Source organism: Kribbella sp. NPDC049174, from assembly GCF_043197365.1.
In the GTDB taxonomy this organism is placed as follows: Bacteria; Actinomycetota; Actinomycetes; order Propionibacteriales; family Kribbellaceae; genus Kribbella.
Genome location: NZ_JBICSZ010000003.1, coordinates 842,381 through 864,480 on the forward strand (window position 1 = coordinate 842,381; position 22,100 = coordinate 864,480).

The 22,100-nt window shown below is 68.1% G+C and carries 23 protein-coding genes; 9 read left to right on the plus strand and 14 right to left on the minus strand.

What is annotated here, in order from left to right; all coding sequences use genetic code 11:
- Positions 1–11 precede the first annotated feature (11 nt).
- From ACGFIF_RS21420 to ACGFIF_RS21430, 3 genes are all read left to right on the plus strand, one after another.
- Positions 12–419 carry a hypothetical protein gene (locus tag ACGFIF_RS21420; protein WP_393156634.1) on the plus strand — a complete coding sequence of 136 codons (408 nt, stop codon included), beginning with the start codon at positions 12–14 and terminating at the stop codon, positions 417–419.
- 31 nt (positions 420–450) lie between these two features.
- The gene (locus ACGFIF_RS21425) at positions 451–1,536 is read left to right on the plus strand and encodes a winged helix DNA-binding domain-containing protein (protein WP_393156635.1); all 1,086 of its coding nucleotides are present in this window, start codon (positions 451–453) and stop codon (positions 1,534–1,536) included.
- A 62-nt stretch (positions 1,537–1,598) separates the two neighbouring features.
- The gene (locus ACGFIF_RS21430; protein WP_393156636.1) at positions 1,599–2,423 is read left to right on the plus strand and encodes an aldo/keto reductase; all 825 of its coding nucleotides are present in this window, start codon (positions 1,599–1,601) and stop codon (positions 2,421–2,423) included.
- A gap of 26 nt (positions 2,424–2,449) precedes the next feature.
- Here the strand turns inward: ACGFIF_RS21430 and ACGFIF_RS21435 are convergent, their stop codons facing one another.
- Positions 2,450–3,343, minus strand: coding sequence for a LysR family transcriptional regulator (locus ACGFIF_RS21435; protein ID WP_393156637.1), 894 nt, complete (start codon positions 3,341–3,343; stop codon positions 2,450–2,452).
- A gap of 99 nt (positions 3,344–3,442) precedes the next feature.
- Between ACGFIF_RS21435 and ACGFIF_RS21440 the strand changes: the two genes are divergently transcribed.
- Positions 3,443–3,721 (plus strand): hypothetical protein, encoded by a 279-nt coding sequence (locus ACGFIF_RS21440; protein ID WP_393156638.1) that lies wholly within the window; start codon positions 3,443–3,445, stop codon positions 3,719–3,721.
- Positions 3,678–4,571 (plus strand): LysR family transcriptional regulator, encoded by an 894-nt coding sequence (locus ACGFIF_RS21445; RefSeq protein WP_393156639.1) that lies wholly within the window; start codon positions 3,678–3,680, stop codon positions 4,569–4,571. The genes ACGFIF_RS21440 and ACGFIF_RS21445 overlap by 44 nt, the downstream gene beginning before the upstream one ends.
- 1 nt (position 4,572) lies before the next feature.
- On the opposite strand, the gene ACGFIF_RS21450 is transcribed toward ACGFIF_RS21445, so the two are convergent.
- Both ACGFIF_RS21450 and ACGFIF_RS21455 read right to left on the minus strand, forming a co-directional pair.
- Complete coding sequence (locus ACGFIF_RS21450) at positions 4,573–5,313, minus strand: hypothetical protein (protein WP_393156640.1); 741 nt, start codon at positions 5,311–5,313, stop codon at positions 4,573–4,575.
- A 72-nt stretch (positions 5,314–5,385) separates the two neighbouring features.
- Positions 5,386–6,153, minus strand: coding sequence for an SDR family NAD(P)-dependent oxidoreductase (locus ACGFIF_RS21455; protein ID WP_393156641.1), 768 nt, complete (start codon positions 6,151–6,153; stop codon positions 5,386–5,388).
- A gap of 60 nt (positions 6,154–6,213) precedes the next feature.
- Here ACGFIF_RS21455 and ACGFIF_RS21460 point away from each other — a divergent pair, with 60 nt between their 5' ends.
- On the plus strand, positions 6,214–6,897 hold the full coding sequence (locus tag ACGFIF_RS21460) for a pyrimidine 5'-nucleotidase (RefSeq protein ID WP_393156642.1): 684 nt from the start codon (positions 6,214–6,216) through the stop codon (positions 6,895–6,897).
- Here the strand turns inward: ACGFIF_RS21460 and ACGFIF_RS21465 are convergent.
- Genes ACGFIF_RS21465 through ACGFIF_RS21475 form a run of 3 tightly spaced genes read right to left on the minus strand, consistent with a single transcriptional unit; the run spans position 6,855 to position 9,958 of the window.
- A complete protein-coding gene (locus ACGFIF_RS21465) occupies positions 6,855–7,691 on the minus strand; it encodes a carbohydrate ABC transporter permease (protein WP_393156644.1) in 837 nt (278 codons plus the stop codon). The two genes, ACGFIF_RS21460 and ACGFIF_RS21465, sit on opposite strands and share 43 nt — an antisense overlap.
- Complete coding sequence (locus ACGFIF_RS21470) at positions 7,688–8,641, minus strand: carbohydrate ABC transporter permease (protein WP_393156645.1); 954 nt, start codon at positions 8,639–8,641, stop codon at positions 7,688–7,690. The genes ACGFIF_RS21465 and ACGFIF_RS21470 overlap by 4 nt, the downstream gene beginning before the upstream one ends.
- 3 nt (positions 8,642–8,644) lie before the next feature.
- Positions 8,645–9,958, minus strand: coding sequence for an ABC transporter substrate-binding protein (locus ACGFIF_RS21475; RefSeq protein ID WP_393156647.1), 1,314 nt, complete (start codon positions 9,956–9,958; stop codon positions 8,645–8,647).
- Positions 9,959–10,163: 205 nt separating this feature from the next.
- Here ACGFIF_RS21475 and ACGFIF_RS21480 point away from each other — a divergent pair, with 205 nt between their 5' ends.
- From ACGFIF_RS21480 to ACGFIF_RS21490, 3 genes are all read left to right on the plus strand, one after another.
- Positions 10,164–10,868, plus strand: coding sequence for a FadR/GntR family transcriptional regulator (locus ACGFIF_RS21480; protein WP_393156648.1), 705 nt, complete (start codon positions 10,164–10,166; stop codon positions 10,866–10,868).
- A 176-nt stretch (positions 10,869–11,044) separates the two neighbouring features.
- Positions 11,045–13,003, plus strand: coding sequence for a glycosyl hydrolase family 28-related protein (locus tag ACGFIF_RS21485; RefSeq protein WP_393156649.1), 1,959 nt, complete (start codon positions 11,045–11,047; stop codon positions 13,001–13,003).
- Positions 13,004–13,048: 45 nt separating this feature from the next.
- The gene (locus tag ACGFIF_RS21490; protein ID WP_393156650.1) at positions 13,049–14,200 is read left to right on the plus strand and encodes a pyridoxal phosphate-dependent aminotransferase; all 1,152 of its coding nucleotides are present in this window, start codon (positions 13,049–13,051) and stop codon (positions 14,198–14,200) included.
- A gap of 132 nt (positions 14,201–14,332) precedes the next feature.
- Here ACGFIF_RS21490 and ACGFIF_RS21495 read toward each other — a convergent pair whose 3' ends face one another.
- The 8 genes from ACGFIF_RS21495 to dnaJ form a co-directional block, all read right to left on the minus strand.
- Entirely contained in the window at positions 14,333–14,932 is a 600-nt protein-coding gene (locus ACGFIF_RS21495; RefSeq protein WP_393156652.1) for a hypothetical protein, read from the minus strand.
- 118 nt (positions 14,933–15,050) lie between these two features.
- Entirely contained in the window at positions 15,051–15,404 is a 354-nt protein-coding gene (locus tag ACGFIF_RS21500) for an ArsC/Spx/MgsR family protein (protein WP_393156653.1), read from the minus strand.
- Between the two features lie 17 nt (positions 15,405–15,421).
- Positions 15,422–16,024, minus strand: a complete 603-nt coding sequence (locus ACGFIF_RS21505) for a hypothetical protein (protein ID WP_393156654.1) — start codon at positions 16,022–16,024, stop codon at positions 15,422–15,424.
- A gap of 74 nt (positions 16,025–16,098) precedes the next feature.
- Positions 16,099–16,719 carry a hypothetical protein gene (locus ACGFIF_RS21510; RefSeq protein WP_393156656.1) on the minus strand — a complete coding sequence of 207 codons (621 nt, stop codon included), beginning with the start codon at positions 16,717–16,719 and terminating at the stop codon, positions 16,099–16,101.
- An 82-nt stretch (positions 16,720–16,801) separates the two neighbouring features.
- Positions 16,802–19,384 (minus strand): ATP-dependent chaperone ClpB, encoded by a 2,583-nt coding sequence (clpB, locus tag ACGFIF_RS21515; protein ID WP_393156657.1) that lies wholly within the window; start codon positions 19,382–19,384, stop codon positions 16,802–16,804.
- Positions 19,385–19,675: 291 nt separating this feature from the next.
- Entirely contained in the window at positions 19,676–20,248 is a 573-nt protein-coding gene (locus ACGFIF_RS21520) for a GNAT family N-acetyltransferase (protein WP_393156658.1), read from the minus strand.
- Between the two features lie 221 nt (positions 20,249–20,469).
- The gene (locus ACGFIF_RS21525) at positions 20,470–20,928 is read right to left on the minus strand and encodes a heat shock protein transcriptional repressor HspR (protein ID WP_393156660.1); all 459 of its coding nucleotides are present in this window, start codon (positions 20,926–20,928) and stop codon (positions 20,470–20,472) included.
- Entirely contained in the window at positions 20,928–22,097 is a 1,170-nt protein-coding gene (dnaJ, locus tag ACGFIF_RS21530; RefSeq protein ID WP_393156661.1) for a molecular chaperone DnaJ, read from the minus strand. The genes ACGFIF_RS21525 and dnaJ overlap by 1 nt, the downstream gene beginning before the upstream one ends.
- Between the last annotated feature and the right edge of the window lie 3 nt (positions 22,098–22,100).

Below are 22,100 nucleotides of genomic sequence, written 5' to 3' on the forward strand. Positions count from 1 at the left end.
GTGTTCCAGTGGTGACCGCGAAGCCGGCTCAGCTGAGTGTGGCCGCGGCGGGGAAGCGGTACCTGGCGGTGACTCGGCCGTACAACGTGGCGCTGGAGCGCTTCGAGAAGGCGGCCAACAGCGGCGCGTCCGTGGCCACGCTGCAGGCCCGGGCCCGGGCTGTCGCCGCGGCGAATCTGACCGAGTCGCGGCAGCTCCGGGCTATTGCCTGGCCGACCAAGGTGGCCACGCAGATCCGGGCGCTCGCGGCAGCAGACGCAGCGGCCCGCCCGCATTGGTTGCGGGTCGCCGAAGCCGACAGTCTGTCGGCGATGGCGAAGTACGTCCGGCTCGCCTCGGCGGAGAGCGGCAAGGCGCCGGCCGCCGAGATCCGACGTCTGCTCGGCCTCCCGAAGTACGACGAGAAGGACTACAGCTGACGTTGTCGGTCCTCGCGGGCAGGATGTGGGCATGGCGGTTCTGAGTGCGAGGTCAATCAACCGGGCGACGCTGGCTCGGCAGTTGTTGCTGGAGCGGGCTGACGTGTCGACGGTGGAGGCTGTCGGGCGGTTGGTGGGGATGCAGGGGCAGGAGCCCAAGCATCCGTATGTGGGGTTGTGGTCTCGGGTGGAGGGGTTCTCCGAGGGGGACCTGGATCGGGCGGTCGAGGGGCGGGAGGTTGTGCGAGCGACCCTCTTCAGGGGGACCTTGCACCTGGTGACGGCGGCGGACTATCTGCGGTTCAGGGCGACCTTGGCGCCGGTGCTGGAGGCTGGGCTCCGGATGCTGAAGGAGCGGGGTGAGGGGCTCGAGCCGGAGAAGGTGGTCACAGCGGCGCAGAAGCTGCTGGCCAAGGAGCCGTTGACGTTCACCGAGGTGCGGGACGCGTTGCAGAAGGAGTTCCCGGCGGTGAACGAGCGGGCGCTCGGGTTCTGCACCCGGATGATGGTGCCGCTGGTGATGTACCCGACCGGCACCCGCTGGGGCTGGCCGGCGAACGCCAAGTTCACCCCGGCCGAGGCGTGGCTGAGCGGCAAGCTCCACACGAGAGCGGTGCCCGAGGAGCTCGTCGTCCGCTATCTGGAGGCGTTCGGTCCGGCGACCCCGGCCGACTTCCAGACGTGGTCCGGACTACCGAAGGCGAAGCCGGTCTTCGACGGCCTCGAGCTCGAGCAGTTCACCGACGAGGCCGGCAAAACGCTGTACGACGTACCGGATGCGGCGCGGCCGGGTCCGGACACCCCGGCGCCGGTGCGATTCCTGCCCGAGTTCGACAATCTGCTGCTCGCACACGCCAAACGCGAGCGGATCATCGCGGACGAGCACAAGCCGGCCGTGTTCACGAAGAACCTGCGGGTCAAGGCGACGTACACCGTGGACGGGCTGGTCGCGGGCCTGTGGACGGCGGAGAAGAAGCGTGGTGTGGCGACTCTCACGCTGACCCCGTTCGGGCGTACGACGAAGAAGACCGGGACCGAGCTGGAGCGGGAGGGAGCGGGGCTGCTGCGGTTCCTGGAACCGGATGCGAAGACCTACGAGGTGGTTACGGCCAGTTGATGAGGTTGTTGTCACACGTCGGATGACTGGGCCGGAACCCTTCGGCCCGGTGGAATAGACAAATGAGCACAGTCCCCACCATCACTCTGGACAACGGTGTCGAGATCCCGCAGCTGGGCCTGGGGGTCTGGCAGATCGAGGACGACCTCGTCACCGACGTCGTGACGACCGCGTTCGAGGCCGGCTACCGGCATGTCGACACCGCGGCGATCTACGGCAACGAGGCCGGCGTCGGGCGGGCGATCGCCGCGGCCGGCCTCCCCCGCGACGACCTCTTCATCACCACCAAGCTGTGGAACAGCGACCAGGGCTACGACACCACCCTGGCGGCGTTCGACGCGAGCCTGGAGCGGCTCGGGCTCGAGTACGTCGACCTGTACCTGATCCACTGGCAGTCACTGAAGAAGGACAAGTACGTCGAGACCTGGAAGGCGTTCGAGCAGCTGTACGCCGACAAGCGGGTCCGCGCGATCGGGGTGTCGAACTTCCACGAGCCGGCGCTGCGGCGGCTGTTCGAGGAGACCACGATCCGGCCGGCGGTGAACCAGATCGAGCTGCACCCGGCACTGCCGCAGGACGAGCTGCGCGCGTTCAACGCGGAGAACGACATCATCACCCAGGCGTGGAGCCCGCTGGCGCAGGGCGAGCTGCTCGATCAGCCCACGCTGAAGACGCTGGCCGGCAAGCACGGCAAGACGCCGGCCCAGGTGGTCATCCGCTGGCACCTGCAGCTCGGCAACGTGGTGATCCCGAAGTCGAAGACCCCGAGCCGGATCCAGGAGAACTTCGACGTCTTCGACTTCCAGCTCGACAACGACGACATGGCGGCGATCGCCGACCTCGAGACCGGCGTCCGCACCGGCGGCGACCCGGACGTCTTCGGCTGAGGCTTCGGCCGGAGGCCGGGTCAGAGTCAGACCAGCTCGAGGAAACGGGCGAGAACCGGCGAGCGGTTGTCCGGTGACCAGGCCACGGAGAGTTTCCACGGTGGTAGGTCATCGGACAACTCGCGGTAGACGACCGCGTCCGGGTTCGACGGCGGGGTCGGGCCGATGAGCAGTGAGACCCCGAGTCCGGCCGACACCAGCGACACGATCGTCTGTACGTCGGCCGCCTGCTGCTCGATCCGGGGTGTGAACCCGGCCGCGCGGCAGTAGCCGACGATCGTGTCGTGAACGGCAGGCCCGCTCAACCGCGTGTAGAAGACGAACGGGTCGTCCGCGAGCTCCTCGAGCCGGATCCGCTTCCGCCGTACCAGCCGATGCCGCGCCGGCAGCACCGCCACCAGCGGATCGTTCGACACCACCTTCGTCAGCAGTCCATTCGTGCGGCCGGCCGTGGTCCGCGCACCCTCCGGGGTCGTCGGGCGGATCAGGCCGACGTCGATCCGGCCGTCGCGCAACGCCTCTGTCTGCCGGATGGTCGTCACGCTCTCCAGATCGAGCACGACCTCCGGGTACGCCTGCCGGAAGGGACGCAGCAACCGCGGCAGCGCCTCGAATGTCGCGGACTGGACGAAGCGCAACCGCAACGTCCCGAGCTCGCCGCGCTGGGTCCGCTGCGCCGCGCGGACCGCCTCGTCGGATCGTCGCAACAGGTCATGCGCCTCGGCCAGGAACGTCTCCCCGGCCGCGGTCAGCACGAAGCGGCGGCGTACCCGGGCGAACAACTCGACCCCGAGATCGCGCTCGAGCGAGGCGATCTGCCGGCTCAGCGACGGCTGGGTCAGATGCAGCCGGGTCGCGGCCCGGCCGACGTTCATCTCCTCGGCCACCACCACGAACGATCTGAGCTGACGCAGTTCCATGACCACGATCATGCACCAAAGACATCAACTCTGCGAGAAAATTTCATTGGACGTATGAAGGGGTCAGTTCTTACCGTCGAAGGGACGAAAGGAATCCCCGTGAACTACATCCCGTTCTCGATGGTCAAGGCGATCCACGAGCAGACCCACTCAGCATTTCCGAACGCACCGGTCGTCCCGCACAGACCGCTGCGCCCACGCCGGCACCCGGTGCGCGCCGTCCGCCGCCTGCTGCAGGGCCGAGATCCGTCGCCGCAGCCGGCGCCGGTCGAGCCACGTCCCACGCTGACGCTGGTGGCCGGAACCGATCACGAGCTGTGCGAAGCTGAGGTCCGTGATCGAGGTACGACGACTGCGAGTGCTGCGCGCGCTGGCTGATCACGGCACCGTGACCGCGGCCGCCGAGGTGCTGCACCTGACGCCCTCGGCGGTCTCGCAGCAACTGGCAGCCCTGGAGTCCGAGGTCGGTCAGGAACTGCTCGAACGCCGCGGCCGCCGCGTCGCCATCACCTCGGCCGGTCGCCTGCTGCTCGCCCACACCGACACGATCCTCGCCGAGGTCGAGCGGGCCGAGGACGCCATGCGGCTGCACGCGAACGGCGAGAACGGCGAGGTCCGCGTCACCGCGTTCGCGACCGCGATCAGCCTGCTCGTCGCGCCCGCCCTCGCCCGCCTCCGCGAAACCAACCCCGGCCTCGACCTCGTCATCCGCGACGCCGAAGGCCACCAGGGCATCACCCAGCTGCTCGACGGTGACGCGGACATCGCGATCGCCGTCGAGCATCGCGGTTCGCCCCGCCCGGACGATCAGCGCCTGGCCCGGATCCCCTTGTACGCCGAGCCGTTCGTCGCCGTCCTCCCGCCGGACCACCCGGCCGCCGCGGCCGACACGATCGAGCTCCCGATGCTCGCGGCCGACGACTGGGTGATGCCGTCACCCGGCAACCCGATCCGCGACGTCGTCCTCCTGGCCTGCGAACAAGCCGGTTTCCAGCCCCGAGTCGTCCATCAGTCCGACGACTTCCGCGCCGTCGCCGCCCTGGTCGCAGCCGGCGGCGGCGTCTCCCTCGTCCCCCGCCTCGCCGTACCCGCGCTCGCCGTCACCCGCCCCCTGACCGAACCGGTCCCCACCCGCCGCGTCTACGCCGCCGTCCGCCAAAGCCGAGCCGACCACCCCCTCATCACCGCAACCCTCGCCGTCCTCACCGAGGTCGCCGAGAAGCTCTGACTCAGCCGAGTCGGGCGGCTGCGGTGCGGGTCAGGTTTTCGAAGTTGGTGGGTTTTACGCCGTCGCCCATTTCGCGGAAGGCCAGGACGGAGACGACGTTGCCCTTGCGGGTGATGGCGTACGGGAAGCCACCGGGCTCGCTGCCGGGGTCCGATGGGAGCGGGAAGTCGTACCAGCGAACGATGGCGGTCGCGTCACCCAGCGGCAGCGTCCGGTTCTCGGTCAGCTTGCGGGCGTGAGTGGGAGCCGGGTCGAGCGCCTTGCAGGACTTGATCGTCGCGACGATCTTGTCGTACGCGGCCTTGGCCGCACGGGCGTCGTCGTACCGGGTCAGCCACTGCCCGCCGGAGGCGTCCAGCTCGGTGGTGAAGTTCCGGTTCAGGCTGCCGCGGACGCCGTTGCCGCGGGTCGACGACGGACCGCAGATCGGGTCGGCGGAGCCGGTCGTCACGATCCAGCCGCGGTTCGGATCCGCCTTGGCGACGTCGGGTCCGGTCAGCAGCATCGACGTGCGCAACTGCACCGCCGCCGGCTTCGTTGTCGGAGTCGGCGCCATCGTCGGCGTCTTCACCGGCTCAGGAACCGACCGCTCCGGCGTCGTACTGGGCGTCACGCTCGGCGTCGTCCCCGCGTTCCCCACCGGCGTACCCCCGTCGGTTTCGTTGCCGCAGGCCACCAAGCCCAATGCCAACCCGACCAGCCCGACCGCACCGGTCACCCGTCGTACTCCCCGTCCGTACATGGCACCAACCTTTCCCCCTCGATGTGTGCACGCTTTGACGCACGCAACACCGAGTTGGTTGGCAGTGACACCTCAGCCGCGACGGCGGCCGTCCAGGCCGATGGTGGAGACCCGCGCGATCAGGGATCGGGGAATGTAGCGCGCGGCGGCGGCGATGAGCTTGTAGCGGACGGACGGGATCGAGACCGCCTTGCCGCGCATCAGGTCCTTCCAGGCGGCGTTGACCATGTCGTCGGCGTCCAGCCACAGGAACGACGGGATGATCGTCTTGTCCATCCCCATCCGATCGTGGAACTCGGTGTGCACCAGCCCCGGGCACAACGCCATCACCGCGACGCCCTTCGCGTGCAGCCCGGTCGCCAGCCCGGCGGAGAAGGTGGTCACCCAGGACTTGTGCGCGCTGTAGCTGCCGCGCTGCAGGAACCCGGCGATCGACGACACGTTGATCACCGCACCCGACCCGCGCTCGATCATCGGCAGTACGGCGGCATGCGTCAGCCGCATCACCACCCGCACCAGCAGGTCGAACTGCTTCTCCTCGACCTCGATCGGGTTCGACCAGAACGGCTTCTTCTGCCCGAAGCCGGCGTTGTTCACCAGGACCTCGATCGGCCCGGTCCGGAACCGCTCCTCCACCCTGGCAAGGTCCTCGGCGTCGGTCAGGTCGGCCGCGAGGACCTCGCAGGCGACCCCGTGCACGCGGGTGAGCTCGGCCGCGGTCTCCTTCAGCCGCGCCTCGTCCCGCGACACCAGCACCAGGTCGTAGCCCTCCAGCGCCAGCTTGTCCGCGAACGCCCGTCCGATCCCGGTCGCCGGCCCGGTGATGAGCGCAGTCGCCACGTTCTCCGTCCTCCCGTAGGTGCCAGTCGGCACTCCCCAGTCTGTCACTACTCTGGTGGCGTGCTGACCGACATCGACGCCTGGGTGCTGGATCTCGACAACACGCTCTACCCCGCCGACTCGGCCCTGGCCGCGCAGGTGACGCACGGCATCTTGTCGTCGGTGGCCGAGTTCTACGGCACCGATGTGGTCGGCGCCCGGCAGATCCAGGCCGAGCTGGTCGCGCAGTACGGCACTTCTCTGCGCGGAGCGATGACGACGCGGGACATCGACCCGCACGAGTTCCTCAGCTTCGAACGGCGGATCGACTACTCGGTGCTGAGCCCGAACCCGGCACTCGCCGCCGCCCTCAGTGCCCTCCCGGGTCGTCGCTTCGTCTACACGAACGGGTCGGAGTACCACGCCGAGCAGGCGCTGCGGCAGCTCGGCCTGACCGCCTGCTTCGACGGCATCTTCGACATCCTGGCCGGCGACCTCATCCCGAAGCCCTACGAGGAGAGCCTCGACGCTTTCCTGACCCGCTTCACCGTCGACCCCGGCCGCGCGGCGATGTTCGACGACCTCCCGGTCAATCTGGAGGTTCCGCGGGCTCGGGGCATGGCCACCGTCCTGGTCGGCGGACCACCGGCGGCCGGCGACCGAGCGCCGTACCAGCAGGTCGGGGTACGGCAATGGCAGGTCTGGGATCTGCCGGCCTTCCTTCACTCCTTGACGGCGCCCGCGGTCAATCCCTCCACGATGTAGCGGCTGGCCACGGCGAACAGGATCATCGTCGGCACGATGCTCAGCACCGCGGCGGCCGACATCGAGCCCCAGTCGATGTTGTAGCTGCTGATGAAGCCGTTCAGCGCGGCCGGGATGGTCTTGTTGCTGTCGCTGTTCAGCAGCGTCACCGACAGGAACAGCTCGTTCCAGCAGTTGACGAAGTTGAAGATGTACGACGCCGCGATCCCCGGCGTCATCACCGGCACCAGCACCCGGAACAACGCCGACAGTCGCGAGCACCCGTCCACCATCGCGGCCTCCTCGAGCGAGGCCGGCACGTTCTCGAAGAACCCACGCAACATCACCGTGCAGAGCGGGATCGACATCGCGACGTACACCAGGACCAGGCCCCAGCGGTTGTCGACGAGGTACAGCCGCGTCATCAGGATGTAGAGCGAGCCGAGCGCGATGAACCCGGGGATCATCTGCGTCACCAGGAACGCGCCCATCACCGCGCCCTTGGAGACGAACTCGAACCGGGCCAGCACGTACGCCGACAACAGTGAGACCACCGTGGCCAGGGCGGCCGCGACCGTCGACACGATCAGGCTGTTGCCGAGGTAGACGGCGAAGTTCGACTGGTCGAACAGGCCGCGGTAGTTCTCCAGCGACCAGGTGCCCGGCCAGTACCGCAGCGGATACGCGAAGATCGTGCCCGGATCCTTGAACGACGTGATCAGGATCCAGTACAGCGGGAACACCGTGACGATCAGGCAGATGCCGAGCCCGCCGAACTTCACGATCCGGCCGGCCAGGGTTTCGGAGCGGATCATGCGAGTCCCTTCCGCGGCCGGATCGCCAAGAGGTAGAAGACCGCGAACAGCATCAGCACGAACACGACCATCACACCCATCGCCGAGGCGCGTCCGTAATCGCCCTCCTGGGTCACCTGGATCATGTACGACGTGACGATGTGCGTCTCGTTCGCCGGGCCGCCCCCGGTCATGCCGAAGATCAGTTCGGGCGAGTTGAAGATCCAGATCACCCGCAGCAGCACGGTCAGCGCCAGCGTGGTCCGGATCGACGGGATGGTGATGCTGAACAGGGTCCGGACCTTGCCGGCCCCGTCGATCGCGGCCGACTCGTACAACTCCTCCGGCACCCCCTGCAGGGCGGCGAGGATCATGATCGCGAAGAAGGTCACGCCGTACCAGACATTCGCGATGATGACCGAGATCATCGCGTACCGGGCATCGGCCAGCCACGGCACCGGGGTGTCGATCAGGTGCGACTTCATCAGCAGGTCGTTGACCACGCCGAACTCACCGTTGAACATCCAGCGGAACAGGATGCCGATCAGGAACCCCGACACCGCCCACGGGAAGAACACCAGCGCCTGATAGGCCCCGCGGAAGCGGAACCTCCGGCGCAGCCACAGCGCCATCGTGAAGCCGATCAGGAACTGCGGCACGAGCGAACCGACCACCCAGACGACCGAGTTCGTCACCGTGCCGCGGAACATCTGGTCGTCCAGCAGCGTGCGGAAGTTGTCCAGGCCGACCCACGAGGTGTCCGACAGGTCGTTCAGGTTGTAGTTCCGGAACGCCATCTGGATCCCGCTCAGCAGCGGGTAATAGGTGAACACCCCGACGAACACCAGCGCCGGCAACATGAAGGCGAGCAGCACCAACGCCGTCCGTCCGGACCAGCGCCGCCGACCACTGACCGGCCGCCTCGAGGCGGGTGGCTTCAGAGCCGGCCGGTCCGTTTCAGTCAGAGACATCGATCAGTTCCCGGCCCACTTCTTGGTCCAGTACTCGTCCCAGCTCTTCAGGATCTCGGCGGGCTGGGCCTTCCCGGTGATGAGCTTCTGGACGTCGGCGTCGGACTTGTTGCCCCACTCGGTGGACCACGGGACGCCGCGCGGCTGGGTGACCACGAGATAGGTGTCGGGCGATTCGTTCATCGCGACGTACGACGCCCACGGGCCGTCCTTGAAGAACGGGTCCTCGGCCGCCGACTTCAGGATCGGGACCAGGCTGTTCTCCTTCGAGAACGTCATCGCGGCGTCACCGGAGGTCAGGAACTTGACCAGCTTCACGGCCTCGGGCTTGTGCTCACTGCCCTGTGCCACACCCCAGCCCGCGTTCGCCAGCGGCTGGGCGGCCTTGCCGGTCGGCCCGACGGGCAGCGGCGCCGTACCCCACTGGTCTTCCTTGATCGTCTTGGACTGCTTGACGGTCGCGATCACCTCGGGGTCCTGGAGCAGGAAGCCCGTCGTACCGGAGGTGAAGCCCTGCACCATCTCCGGGTAACCCCAGCTGACCGAGGACGGCGGGGAGGCGTTCTTGAACAGGTCGAGGTACAGGTTCAGCGCGTCGACCGCCTTCGGCGACGAGAAGATCGTCTTGCCGCTGGTCAGCTTGAACGCGTTGTCCCGGTTGATCTCGTCGATCACGTACCCGGAGATGATCGCGATCGCGTTGCCGCCGGCCCCGAGTCCGCCGCGGAACGAGTAGCCGTAGACGTTCTTCGACGGGTTGTTGATCTTCTTCGCCTGCTCGACCATCTCCGCCCAGCTCTTCGGCGGGCCGCTGAACCCGGCCTGCTGGACCAGGTCCTTGCGGTAGAACAGCGACAGCCCGTAGAAGCCGTACGGGACCATGTACGACTTGCCACCCTGCTCGGTCACCTTCAGCGCGTTCGGCGTCAGCGCCTGCAGACCGTCCCAGCCCTTCAGGTCGGGGGCCATGTCGTAGATCCACTTGTTGGTCGAGAACGGGCCGACAGTGGTGTCCCGCACCTCCAGTACGTCGACGCCCTTGCCGGACTGCAGCATCTGCTGAATCTTCTGGTCCGCCTGGTTGGTCGGCGGCGAGATCAACTGCACCTTGATGCCGGAGTTCTTCGACTCGAAGTCGGCGATCAGCTTCTTCAGCAGCGTGGTCCGGGTCGGGTTGGTCAGGCTCTCGACCATCTGCAGCGTGACCTGACCTTCGGCCTTCTCGGCCGGGCCGGGGCCACAGGCTGACAGCAGCAGCGCGGCGGCAGTCGCCGCGGCGGTGAGAGATGCGAACATCGTGCGTGGTCGGTGGGACATGGCGCTTCTCCTAGCGGATGTAGGCCCAGGGGAGGGCATCAGACGTCGGCGCGGACATCTGATGAATTGATCGACCGCTCCCGGCACCCTAGTGACCATTGCGCGCGAATGACAAGGTTTCGGCGAAGATGTGACCACAAGAGGTCTGAGGACTTACTCTGCAGGTGAGTTTTGGGATCAGGCGGTCCGCGACGAGGAGGTACGAATGGCAGCCACCGACAAGGCGCTGGCCGGCCTGCGCCAGATGATCGCCTCCGGCGAGCTGGGACCGGGCGCGAAGTTCCCACCCGAACCCGAGCTGTGCGACCACCTCGGCGTGTCCCGCAGTTCGCTGCGCGAGGCGGCCCGGTCGCTGGCGGCGCTCGGCGTGATCGAGTCGCGGCACGGCTCCGGCACGTACGTCTCGGCGCTGGACCCGGCCGAGATCATCAGCCGGTTCTCACTGTCGGTCGAGCTGATCCCGCTCGAGGGCGTGCTCCAGCTGATGGAGGTACGGCGGGTGCTCGAGGCACACGCGACCGCCGCGGCCGCTGCCCGGCAGGACCCGGACCTGGAGAAGAAGCTGGGCGAGATCCTCGACCGGTTGGAGGAGACCACCGACGCGACCGAGATCCAGCAGCTGGACGCCGAGTTCCACGGCGCGATCTGCACGGCCGGTGGGAACCCGACCGTCACCGCGCTCACCGGCGTGATCCGCGGCCGCGGCGGTCACTACCGCATCTTCGAGCCGGGCGCGGAGTTCGACGCGATCAAGCAGACCAGCGACCGCGGCCACCGCGCCATCCTCTCCGCGATCGCCCGCCGCGACCCGGCCGCGGCCGCCACCGCCGCGTCTGCCCACATCGCCCAGACCGAGCTCTGGCTCCGCGCCCTCCGCCCCGAACCCCAGGTTGACCCACCGACGGACTGACGCGTCCGAGGACCAGCCCACCCAGCCCCTCGATCGACTCGGCCTTGAAACCAACCCACCGAGCGAAGCGAGGCGGTGCTTGAGCAGTTCTTTCTTCTTCTTGTCGAGATCTTGCAGTCTTGTGCGCGGCTGCATAACCTCCAGGCGCCGGCTGTTCGTCTGGAGGGGATCCGCCAATGTCCCGATCACATCTGCGCGCCGTGGCCGTCGCACTGACGACCGCCCTGCTCGGTGCCCTGCTCACTACCCCCGCCGCGGCCACACGTCCGGCCCCGCGGATCACCCGCGCCGGACTCGACCCGGCGCTCGTCGCAGGACGCGGTGCGGACGTCGCCTTCGTCGAGCAAGAAGCCGAAAATGCTTACCACACAGGCGAAAAGATCGGACCGAGCCGTGAGGCCTACACACTCCCGGCCGAGGCTTCCGGACGAACCGCCGTACGCCTCACGTCGACGCAGTACGTCGAATTCACCCTGACCGAGCCTGCGAACGCGTTGACCCTGCGCTACAGCATTCCGGACGCGCCGGCGGGTGGCGGGATCCGGGCGCCGCTCGATGTGACCGTGAACGGCAAGCACAAGCGGACCATGACGCTGACGTCGGAGTACGCCTGGCTGTACGGCATGTACCCGTTCTCCAACGACCCGAATGTCGACCCGATCCCCGGGTGGTGGAAGCCCGAGCCGGATCCGGTCGCCAAGCCGTTCCGGCCGAACCACTTCTACGACGAGCAGCGACTCCTGTTCGACCGGACGTACAAGGCCGGCGACCGGGTCCGGTTCGCCGTACCGCGGAACACGTCCGCTGCCTGGTACGTGCTGGACCTGGCCGACTTCGAACTGGTCGGCGCACCGCTGCAGCAACCACGGAAGTCGTTGTCGGTGCTGTGGTTCGGTGCCGACCCCACCGGACGACACGATGCGGCGCCCGCGATCGAACGGACGATCGCGGCGGCCCAACGGATCGGCTGGTCGGTGTTCATCCCGCCGGGCACCTACCAGGTCAACCGGCACATCGTCGTCGACAAGGTGACCGTCCGCGGCGCCGGCACCTGGTGGACGATCATCAAGGGCAAGGTCCTGCCGCTGCCTGAGCCCGCACCGGACAAGTCGGTGCACAGCGCACCCGGTTTCTACGGCAAATACGCCGCGAACGGCGGCAGCACCCGCGTCCACCTGGCCGACTTCGCGATCGAGAGCGACGTACGCGAACGGATCGACACCGACCAGGTGAACGGCATCGGCGGCGCGATCGGCGGCGGCTCGACGATCGAGAATCTGTACCTGCACCACACCAAGGTCGGCATCTGGCTGGACGGCCCGATGGACGGACTGCTGATCCGGAACACCATCATCACCGACGCGATCGCCGACGGGATGAACCTCCATCTCGGCGTCTCGAACGTCCGGGCGACCAACAACTTCATCCGCAACAGTGGTGACGACGGGCTCGCGATGTGGTCGGAGTCGAACCCGGACGGACTGGTCAACCACAACAACGTCTACGACCACAACACCGTGCAGACACCGGTACTGGCGAACAACATCGCCATCTACGGCGGCAGGGACAACGCGGTCACCGACAATCTGGTCGCCGATCCGATCCGCGAGGGCAGCACGCTGCACGCGGGATCGCGGTTCAACTCCACGCCGTTCGAAGGAACGCTGACGTTCGCCCGCAACGCCACGGTCCGCGGCGGCCCACGCGACCTGAACTGGAACCTCGGGCTCGGCGCGATCTGGCTGTACGCGCTGCAGTCGACGATGGCCGGCCGGATCGAGATCACCGACAGTTCGTTCCTGGACTCGACGTACAACGCGATGCTGTTCGTCGTCGACTGGCCGGTGAAGGACGACTACGCGATCACGAACGTTGCTGTGAGCAACATCAAGGTGGACGGGACCGGGACCAACGTGGTCAACGCCCGGGTCGGCGGCTGGGCGACGTTCGAGAATGTCGACGCGCGCAACGTCGGTGCCCCGTTCGTGAACAACTGCGGCACGTTCCAGTTCGACGGTACGCCGGAGTTCGACGTCCGCCTGCTGTCCGGCAACGACGGCGGCTGGACCGGCGCGACCTGGTGCGAGGACCGCCCGCCCGTCGTACCGCCGCCGCCGCCGTCCCCGTGGAGCTGACCCGTCTGACGTGAGGGATCCCGCTGCGCGGGTTAGGGTCGGGGCATGCGCGAACACGCACAGCGGCTGAACGGGCTCGGGACGACGATCTTCGCCGAGATGTCGGCCCTCGCGGTGGCGACCAACTCGGTCAACCTCGGCCAGGGGTTCCCGGACCGCGACGGACCCGACTCGCTGCTCGAGGACGCGATCGCCGCGATCCGCGCCGGTGCCAACCAGTACCCGCCGGCCCGCGGCGTCCCCGCGCTGCGCCAGGCGATCGCCGACCACCAGAAGCGCTTCTACGACCTGTCGTACGACCCCGACACCCAGGTCCTCGTCACCACCGGCGCGACCGAGGCGGTCGCCGCCGCCCTGCTCGCGTACGTCGAGCCCGGCGACGAGGTGATCGCGCTGGAGCCGTACTACGACTCGTACTCGGCCGGTATCGCCTTCGCCGGCGGCCGCCGCGTCCCGGTCACCCTCCGCGCCCCGGACTACCGCCTCGACCTCGACGAACTCCGCGCCGCCGTCACCCCGCGCACCAAGGTCCTGCTGATCAACTCCCCGCACAACCCGACCGGCACCGTCCTCACCGACGACGAACTCCGCGGGGTCAGCGAGGTCGCGGTCGAGCACGACCTGATCGTCATCACCGACGAGGTCTACGAACACCTCGTGTACGACGGCGGGCAGCACAAGCCACTCGCGGCGTACGACGGAATGGCCGACCGCACCGTGTCGATCAGCAGCGCCGGCAAGACCTTCGCCGTCACCGGCTGGAAGATCGGTTGGGTCACCGGGACACCGGCGATCGTCACCGCGGTGACCACGGCCAAGCAGTTCCTCACCTTCACCTCCGGCGCCCCGTTCCAGCCCGCCGTCGCCGGAGCACTTGCCCTAGGCAACGACTACTTCGACGCCCTCCGCGCCGACCTGCAGTCCCGCCGCGACCTCCTCTGCGACGGCCTCGAGGAACTCGGCTTCGGCGTCCACCGCCCACAGGGCACCTACTTCGTCACCACCGACATCCGCCCCCTCGGCCACACCGACGGCATCGACTTCTGCCGCATGCTCCCCGAACGCACCGGCGTCGTAGCCATCCCCCACCAAGTCTTCTACGACAACCCCGACCCCGGCCGCCCCCTGGTCCGCTGGGCCTTCTGCAAACAACCCCAAATCCTCCAAGAAGCCCTAACCCGCCTCCAAAAACTCTGACCACACCACGTGTGGATGACGAGGCACATCACCAGCTGCCTATGGCATACTGACGGTAGCTCCCCAGGTGCTGCTTGGAGAGAAGTGAAGCTGGGATTCCCACCGGATGATGGGGCCCAGCTTTCGCGCTTTCTAGCGGACCGTCAGGTGATGGTCGGCGATCATCTCCGACAAGGCCAGCAACCACCTCCGCTCCCCCAGGTTGGCCGCCGTCACCGCTCCGGCGACTGCGTCCGGAAGCCAGAGCATCGGTTCCTGAAGCGGCCGCGCGAATCCGACCGACGTTCTGCGCGACAACAGTCCCTTGTCCCGCGCGCTGTCGACCAGGCTCCGGTCCCGCTTGTCCTGCGACGGCGCTCGTGACTCGAGCCAGACCTGCCCGACGCGCAGTTGATCCAGCTCGTACAGCAGACGTTCGAGGCAGCACCTCCGGGCACGTTCCTGCTTCTGCCTGTGAACAGGCGTACCGACGACGACAACCGCCACGATGCCGAGCCTGGCAATCGTTTCGGAGATCAGATCCCTGCGCTTGGTGGACTCTGCGACCCAGTGGAGCCGAACGATCTTCCGCTCGGTCAACGCGCGGAGCTCCTCGCGAAGGCCCTCGGTCGCGGCATCGTCGGCAATGACTGCCGCGAGCGTGTAGGCGCCCGGCCGGTGATCGTCGCCGACGACGACGGACTCGTCGACCCAGGTGACCAGCGGCGGGTCTGGCGCGGGTGAGTTGGGCACCAACGGATTCTGCAGGAGTTGGCAATCCTGTGCTCGGCGCCATCCACAGGTTCTCTGGGGCAGCCTGGGGCATCGCGGGGCAGATCGCCGGGCCCGGACTGCGGTCCGGCTGGTGCGGTTACTTCGGGAGGAAGTGGGAGAGGGTTTCGGGGTCTCGGGCTACTGCGGTGGTGTTGTCGTCGGCGGTGAGGATGGGGCGTTGGATGAGGATGGGGGATTCGGTCATTGCCTGGATCCAGTCGGGGCGGTGGGCCTCGTCGCGGGGGAGGTTGCGGAGGGGTTTGGCGGCTGGTTCGTTGTGGCGGACCAGGTCCCAGGGTTCGAGGTTGAGGCGGGCCAGCACGGCGGTGAGTTCTTCGGCGGTGGGTGGGTCGTCCAGGTAGCGGCGGACGGTGTAGGTGATGCCGGCTTCGTCGAGGGCCTTGGTGGCGGTGCGGCATTTGGAGCAGGCGGGATTGATCCAGATCTCCACAGGTGAGGTCCTTCGGGTCAGCGGTGGTGGAACCAGAGCTTGGTCGGCTGCTGGAGCATGAGGAACAGCAGCGTGCTGTGGATGGCGAGGCCGAGAAGACTGCTCGGCAGCGCCATCAGGCCGCCGGCGATGCCGATCGCGGCGACGGCGATCAGCAGGTAGCGGGCCCAGGCGTAGCGTTTGCGCAGGTAGATCGCCGGGATGATGTAGGCGGCGGCGCAGGCGAGGATGACGGCGACGACTGTGCCTTGGGCGTCCTTGGAGCCGGTGACGATCTCGGAGATCTGTTCACCGGCGGAGGTGAACGCGAGGCCGGCGAGCAGGAAGCACATGACGCCGAGGCCGAGCGAGATCGCCGCTGCGATGGTGACCTGCTTGGGTGGGGGCGCGTCCTGATGCCGCTGGGTGCCGAACGCACCGCCGTACGCTCCGGGAAGGTCGCCGTACGGACTCGGTCGATCACCGTACGGCGGCGAGCCAGGCGACTGTGAACCGGGCGGCTGCGACCCCGGCGAGGGTGAGCCAGGTGGCGAGCTGGGAGGACCGTCGCCCGAGCCGAAGACACCCTGGTACGGGCCAGGACGGTCCTCGCCGGAGTTGTTGCCGTGCTGCTCGGTCATGCCTTGAAGGGTTCCTTCCACCAGCTCACCCTCGATCCTCCCAGATCCCCCAAACCACGGCCTTCCCCCGCGCCTCAGGCGCTGGTGACGATGCGGAGGTCGAGGTTGGGCAAGGTCAGAAAGGGGCGGAGGTCGTCGGCGGTGAGATTGTTGCCGGGGAAGTAGGCAGGATTGGGGTGGAAGTGGACGGTGGTGCCGGTGGTCGGGGTGGTGGGGATTGGGTCCAGGTCGGTGACTGGGAGCCCGTGTTCGTAGCGCTGGGTCCAGGAACCGTTGAGGCGGCGGTTGGTGTGGACGAGCCAGTCGCTGAGGGCGGCGACGACGGACATGCCTCGGCGAGGGTGGTCGTCGGGGAGGCGCGGCGTCGACGGGTTCGCGAAGAAGCGGAGGTCCTGGGTGGCCATGATCGGCTTCTTCATCAGCTCACCGTGTTCGTCGACGCGGGTGTCGGTGCCACGGCCGTCGTCCTCGATCGCGATGGAGCCGTCGACATGCAGCGTGACTGTGCAGGTGCCGCGCCGGCCGGCTGATTCAGCCTCGTCCTCCGGGTACGCGATGACTTCAAGCACCAAGTGGATCAGACCGCCCGGGGCGTAGCGAGCGGGCTCGGAGCGGATCTGTTCCAGGTGTTCCTGGTCGACCGTGCCGGCCCAGTCGTGCGTGGTGTTCACCCATTCGGCGCGCGGATTCGTCACTCACCCATTCAACAATCTCCAGACCCCGACGGGTTGGGCAAACACGAGAGCCGGGCCCGCAGCGTGCGGGCCCGGCTCTGGGTCAGGCGCGAGAGACGTCCAGCGCGTCCTTGGCCTCGTTGAGCGTGACCTTGACCGTGTCGCCGTCTCGGATATCGCCGGCCAGGAGTCCTCGAGCGAGCTCATCGCCGATCGCGGACTGGACCAGGCGGCGGAGCGGGCGGGCACCGTAGACCGGGTCGTACCCGGTCATCGCGAGCCACTCCATCGCGTCGTCGCCGACGTCCAGGGTGATCCGGCGGTCGGCCAGGCGGCGCTGCAGGGCGGTGATCTGGAGCGCGACGATCTGGGTCAGCTCCTCACTGCCGAGAGCGTCGAACAGCACGATCTCGTCCAGCCGGTTGATGAACTCCGGCTTGAACGACTGCCGCACCACGGCCATCACCTGGTCGCGCTTGGCCTGGTCGTCCAGCCTGAGGTCGGCCAGGTAGGCCGAGCCGAGGTTGCTGGTCAGGATCAGGATCACGTTGCGGAAGTCGACCGTACGACCCTGACCGTCGGTCAGCCGGCCGTCGTCCAGCACCTGCAGCAGGATGTCGAAGACCTCGGGGTGTGCCTTCTCCACCTCGTCGAGCAGGATCACCGAGTACGGACGCCGGCGCACGGCCTCGGTGAGCTGGCCGCCTTCCTCGTACCCGACGTAGCCGGGCGGAGCACCGACCAGCCGCGCGACGCTGTGCTTCTCGCCGTACTCCGACATGTCGATCCGGACCATCGCGCGCTCGTCGTCGAACAGGAAGTCCGCGAGCGCCTTCGCCAGCTCGGTCTTGCCGACACCGGTCGGACCGAGGAACAGGAAGCTGCCGGTCGGGCGGTCCGGGTCGGAGATGCCGGCCCGGGCCCGGCGGACGGCGTCGCTGACGGCCTTGACCGCCTCGCGCTGGCCGATCAACCGGCGACCCAGCTCGTCCTCCATCCGGAGCAGCTTGCCGGTCTCGCCCTCGAGCAGCCGGCCGGTCGGGATGCCGGTCCACATCGCGATCACCTCGGCGATCTCGGTCGGGCCGACCTCCTCGTTGACCATCGCGTCCGGTCCGTCGGTGACGTCGGGCTCGGCGTCGGCCGCCTCCAGCTCCTTGGTGAGCTCAGGGATCTCGCCGTACAGGATCCGGGCGGCGGTCTCCAGGTCGCCGTCGCGCTGGGCGCGCTCGGCCTGGCCGCGGAGCTCGTCGATCCGCTCCTTGACCTCACCGACCCGGTTCAGGCCGGACTTCTCCTTCTCCCAGCGGGACTCGAGTGCGCGTAGTTCCTCCTCGCGGTCGGCGAGGTCGGCGCGCAGCCGCTCGAGCCGCTCCTGGCTGGACGGGTCCTCCTCGCGGGACAGCGCGAGCTCCTCCATCTTCAGCCGGTCGACGGTACGGCGGAGCGAGTCGATCTCGACCGGGGAGGAGTCGATCTCCATCCGCAGCCGGGACGCGGCCTCGTCGACCAGGTCGATCGCCTTGTCCGGCAGCTGGCGGCCGGTGATGTAGCGGTGGGACAGCGTCGCGGCGGCAACCAGCGCGCTGTCGGAGATGGCGACCTTGTGGTGCGCCTCGTAGCGCTCCTTCAGGCCGCGCAGGATCGCGATCGAGTCCTCCACCGAAGGCTCGCCGACGAAGACCTGCTGGAAGCGGCGCTCCAGCGCCGGGTCCTTCTCGATGCGGGTCCGGTACTCGTCCAGGGTCGTGGCGCCGATCATCCGCAGCTCGCCGCGGGCCAGCATCGGCTTCAGCATGTTGCCGGCGTCCATCGCGCCCTCGCCGGTCGCACCGGCACCGACGACGGTGTGGAGCTCGTCGATGAAGGTGATGATCTGGCCGTCGGACTCCTTGATCTCGGTCAGCACCGCCTTGAGCCGCTCCTCGAACTCACCGCGGTACTTCGCACCGGCGACCATCGCGCCCAGGTCGAGGCTGATCAGCCGCCGGCCGCGCAGCGACTCGGGCACGTCACCGGCCACGATCCGCTGGGCCAGCCCTTCGACGACGGCGGTCTTGCCGACACCGGGCTCACCGATCAGGACGGGGTTGTTCTTGGTCCGGCGGGACAGCACCTGGACCACCCGGCGGATCTCGGAGTCACGCCCGATCACCGGGTCGAGCTTGCCCTCCTTGGCCCGCTCGGTCAGGTCGACGCCGTACTTCTCCAGGGTCTTGGTGGTGCCCTCCGCCTCCGGCGAGGTGATCCGGCGGTTGCCGCGCATCCGGTCGAACGCCTGCAGCAGCGCGTCGGCGGTCACGCCGAGCGCGGTCTTCGCGTTGCCTTCGACGGTGGCGAGCGAGATCAGCAGGTGCTCGGTGGAGACGTACTCGTCCCCGAGCCCGAGGGCCCGCTGCTCAGCCTGGTTCAGCACATCGCTGGTCTTGGGTGACAGGCTCGGCGCCTGCACGCTGCCGCCGCTCGCCTTCGGCAGGCGGCTCAGGAATTCGGCAGTACGACGGCGTACGGCGTCGACGTCCGCACCGGCGGCCTCGAGGAGACCGACGGTGGTCCCCTCCGGCTGCGCGAGCAGCGCGGACAGCAGGTGAATCGGCTCCACGGTCGGGTTGCCCGCCGCGGAGGTCTGACGGATCGCGACCGACAGGGTTTCCCGGGCCAGCGTCGTCAACCGCTGAACGTCCATCTGGTTCCAGCCTTTCAAGCTCAACGAACAGCAAACACTGGATACAACCTATCCAAACTTGAGTCCATTCCACTCAACTCTGAGAAATCCTGGGGATCAGTCAGGGTTCCCCAGGGTGCGAGAGATGGATCTACTACAAGTTGTATCCGTTTGATGGCTGCCGGTTGAGCATGAGTTGGCCACCTGTGGACAACCCTGGCTGGGGGACAAACTGGCTGTGGACAACCCGGCTGGGGGCGCTAGCGATCAGGAGCTCGACCTGACGGTCACCCAGTCAGTGGCCGGTGACGCCTACCGGCTCTGCGCGATGCTGGTGGGTCTCGCTCTGAGTTCGGTGAACTCGGAGGCGCGGATGCGGTAGACCTGCAGGTTCAGGTCGTAGTACTTGTCGGTCTCGCCGACCCATTCCATCCCGAGCCGGCCGGCGGTGGCGATGGCACGTTTGTTGTTCGGGCGGGCGACGGCGAACAGCTCGTCGGTCTCGCCGTCCTTGAACGCCCAGCGCATCAGCGCATGGCTGGCCTCGGTCGCATAGCCGTGCCCCCACGCGCTCGGCCGCAACTGCCAGCCGATCTCCAGATCCTCCTCGTACGGCGGGAGCAACCGGATCAGCAGGGCGCCGACCACCTCGTTGTCCTCCCGGCGGACGATGGCCCAGCGGCCGGCCGGTACGACGAAGTTCGGCTGCGCCTCGATCCAGGCAGCCAGGACAGCACGCATGGTGGCCACATCGCCGACCTTGTCGATCGCCGGTGAGAGCCACGGCGCCACCTCGGGCGAGCCGTAGATCTCGAGTGCGGCGTCGGCGTCGTCTTCTTCCCAATCCCGGATCAGTAACCGGTCCGTCTGCAGACTGAGCGTCACTCAGCCAGGGTAGGTCGCGTTGCCACATCTGCCGAACCGCAGGGCGGTCCTGAATCGGACCACCCTGCGGGGGGCCGAAGGGCGCCCGGGGGGTGGGGCGCACCTTCAGCGGTGGAGACGTCGGGGGGACGACAATCTCCACTGGCCGGAGGGTCCGAGGGGGGCGGACACCTCCGGGTCGTTGGGCTCAGCACGATCGGCCTGAGCCCGGGCTCATCGGGTCAGCGGGGGCCCAGCTCCAAGGGCTGGGTCCGGATCCAGCGGGTCGTGGTCTGCTGCCGGCCCATGGCGATCACGTCGCCGGCCGGACCGGCCGAGAAGACCCGGCTGCCGGTGGTGCTCCGTCGGGAGGCACCGACACCACGCTGGACCTCTGCGAGTAGCTGGTTGACCCGCTTGCGCAGGTCCTCCACTTCCGACTGTAGCGCGAGGATGTGCCGAATTCCCGCCAGGTTCACACCCTCCTCCTGGGACAGGTGTTGCACATACCTCAGCTTCGCCACGTCGTACGCCGAGTACCGCCGGCCGCGGCCGGACGCCCGGCTCGGCGTGACCAATCCGAGCCGGTCGTACTGGCGCAGTGTCTGCGGATGCATGCCGGCCAGCTGGGCCGCCACCGAGATCACGTAGATCGGGGTGCGGTCGTCCCAGGTCGGCACCTGGCTGAACGGGATACCCATCACGTACTCCCGAACAACCCGGCCCGCAGGTCAGGCTGGTCCGAGGCCGAGCTGAACTCCTGCAGCTTGGCGCGCTGCTCCTCGCTCAGCTCGTGCGGGACCTGCACCTCGATGGTGAGCAGGATGTCGCCCTTGCTGCCGTCCCGCCGGACCGATCCCTTGCCACGGACGCGCAACTTGCTGCCGTTCGCCGTACCGGCGGGGATCCGGACCGTGACGGGCAGGCCGTCCAGGGTCGGCACCTTGATCTCGGCACCCAGCGCCGCCTCGGTGAAGCTCACCGGGACGGTCAGCGTCAGGTGCTCGCCCTGACGACCGAAGATCCGGTGCGACTTCACGTGCACGGTGACGTAGAGGTCGCCCGCGGGGCCACCCCGTTCGCCGGCCGCGCCCTTGCCCTTGAGCCGGATCCGCTGACCGTCCTGCACGCCCGCCGGGATGCGGACCTGCATGGTCTTGCTCGACTGACCGCGGCCGGAGCCGTGGCAGGTCTCGCACGGCTGGTCGACGACCAGGCCGCGACCCCTGCACTCGGTGCACGGCTCGGTCATGGCGAACACGCCGCCCTGGACCGAGGTCTGCATCCCGGTGCCCTCGCACTTCAGGCAGACCTTCGGCACCGTGCCGTACTTCGCGCCGGTACCACGACAGGTCTTGCACGGCTCGTCGCTGGTCATCCGGAGCGCCACGGTGACACCGTTCACGGCCTCGGCGAACTCGATCGTCGCCTCGGTCTCGATGTCGGCACCCCGCCGCGGCCGGGCCGTCGACGAGGTGGTTGTGGTCCGGCCGCCACCGCCGAACATGCCGCCCAGGATGTCGCCGAGACCACCGCTCCCGCCGCCGGTACCGCTGCGGTTGAACAGGTCGCCGACGTCGAAATTGAAGCCGCCCTGTCCGGTGCTGCCGCCCGGCATCCGGAAGCCGCCGCTACCGAACAGCCGGCGTGCCTCGTCGTACTCCTTGCGCTTCTTCGGGTCGCCGACGACGTCGTACGCCTCGGAGACCTCCTTGAACTTCGCCTCCGCGCTGGCGTCCCCGGCATTGGAGTCCGGGTGGTACTTGCGCGCCAGCTTGCGGTAGGCCTTCTTGATCTCGTCGGCCTCGGCGGTCTTGGAGACGCCGAGAACCTTGTAGAAGTCCTTCTCGAGCCAGTCCTTCGTACTCATTCG

What these genes read in the sequence shown, in the direction of transcription:
- ACGFIF_RS21425 (WP_393156635.1), top strand. Translation starts at nt 451, where the DNA reads ATGGCGGTTCTGAGTGCGAGGTCAATCAACCGGGCGACGCTGGCTCGG.
- ACGFIF_RS21430 (WP_393156636.1), top strand. Translation starts at nt 1,599, where the DNA reads ATGAGCACAGTCCCCACCATCACTCTGGACAACGGTGTCGAGATCCCG.
- ACGFIF_RS21435 (WP_393156637.1), bottom strand. Translation starts at nt 3,343, where the DNA reads ATGGAACTGCGTCAGCTCAGATCGTTCGTGGTGGTGGCCGAGGAGATG.
- ACGFIF_RS21450 (WP_393156640.1), bottom strand. Translation starts at nt 5,313, where the DNA reads ATGTACGGACGGGGAGTACGACGGGTGACCGGTGCGGTCGGGCTGGTC.
- ACGFIF_RS21465 (WP_393156644.1), bottom strand. Translation starts at nt 7,691, where the DNA reads ATGATCCGCTCCGAAACCCTGGCCGGCCGGATCGTGAAGTTCGGCGGG.
- ACGFIF_RS21470 (WP_393156645.1), bottom strand. Translation starts at nt 8,641, where the DNA reads ATGTCTCTGACTGAAACGGACCGGCCGGCTCTGAAGCCACCCGCCTCG.
- ACGFIF_RS21475 (WP_393156647.1), bottom strand. Translation starts at nt 9,958, where the DNA reads ATGTCCCACCGACCACGCACGATGTTCGCATCTCTCACCGCCGCGGCG.
- ACGFIF_RS21480 (WP_393156648.1), top strand. Translation starts at nt 10,164, where the DNA reads ATGGCAGCCACCGACAAGGCGCTGGCCGGCCTGCGCCAGATGATCGCC.
- ACGFIF_RS21485 (WP_393156649.1), top strand. Translation starts at nt 11,045, where the DNA reads ATGTCCCGATCACATCTGCGCGCCGTGGCCGTCGCACTGACGACCGCC.
- ACGFIF_RS21490 (WP_393156650.1), top strand. Translation starts at nt 13,049, where the DNA reads ATGCGCGAACACGCACAGCGGCTGAACGGGCTCGGGACGACGATCTTC.
- ACGFIF_RS21505 (WP_393156654.1), bottom strand. Translation starts at nt 16,024, where the DNA reads ATGACCGAGCAGCACGGCAACAACTCCGGCGAGGACCGTCCTGGCCCG.
- clpB (WP_393156657.1), bottom strand. Translation starts at nt 19,384, where the DNA reads ATGGACGTTCAGCGGTTGACGACGCTGGCCCGGGAAACCCTGTCGGTC.
- ACGFIF_RS21525 (WP_393156660.1), bottom strand. Translation starts at nt 20,928, where the DNA reads ATGGGTATCCCGTTCAGCCAGGTGCCGACCTGGGACGACCGCACCCCG.
- dnaJ (WP_393156661.1), bottom strand. Translation starts at nt 22,097, where the DNA reads ATGAGTACGAAGGACTGGCTCGAGAAGGACTTCTACAAGGTTCTCGGC.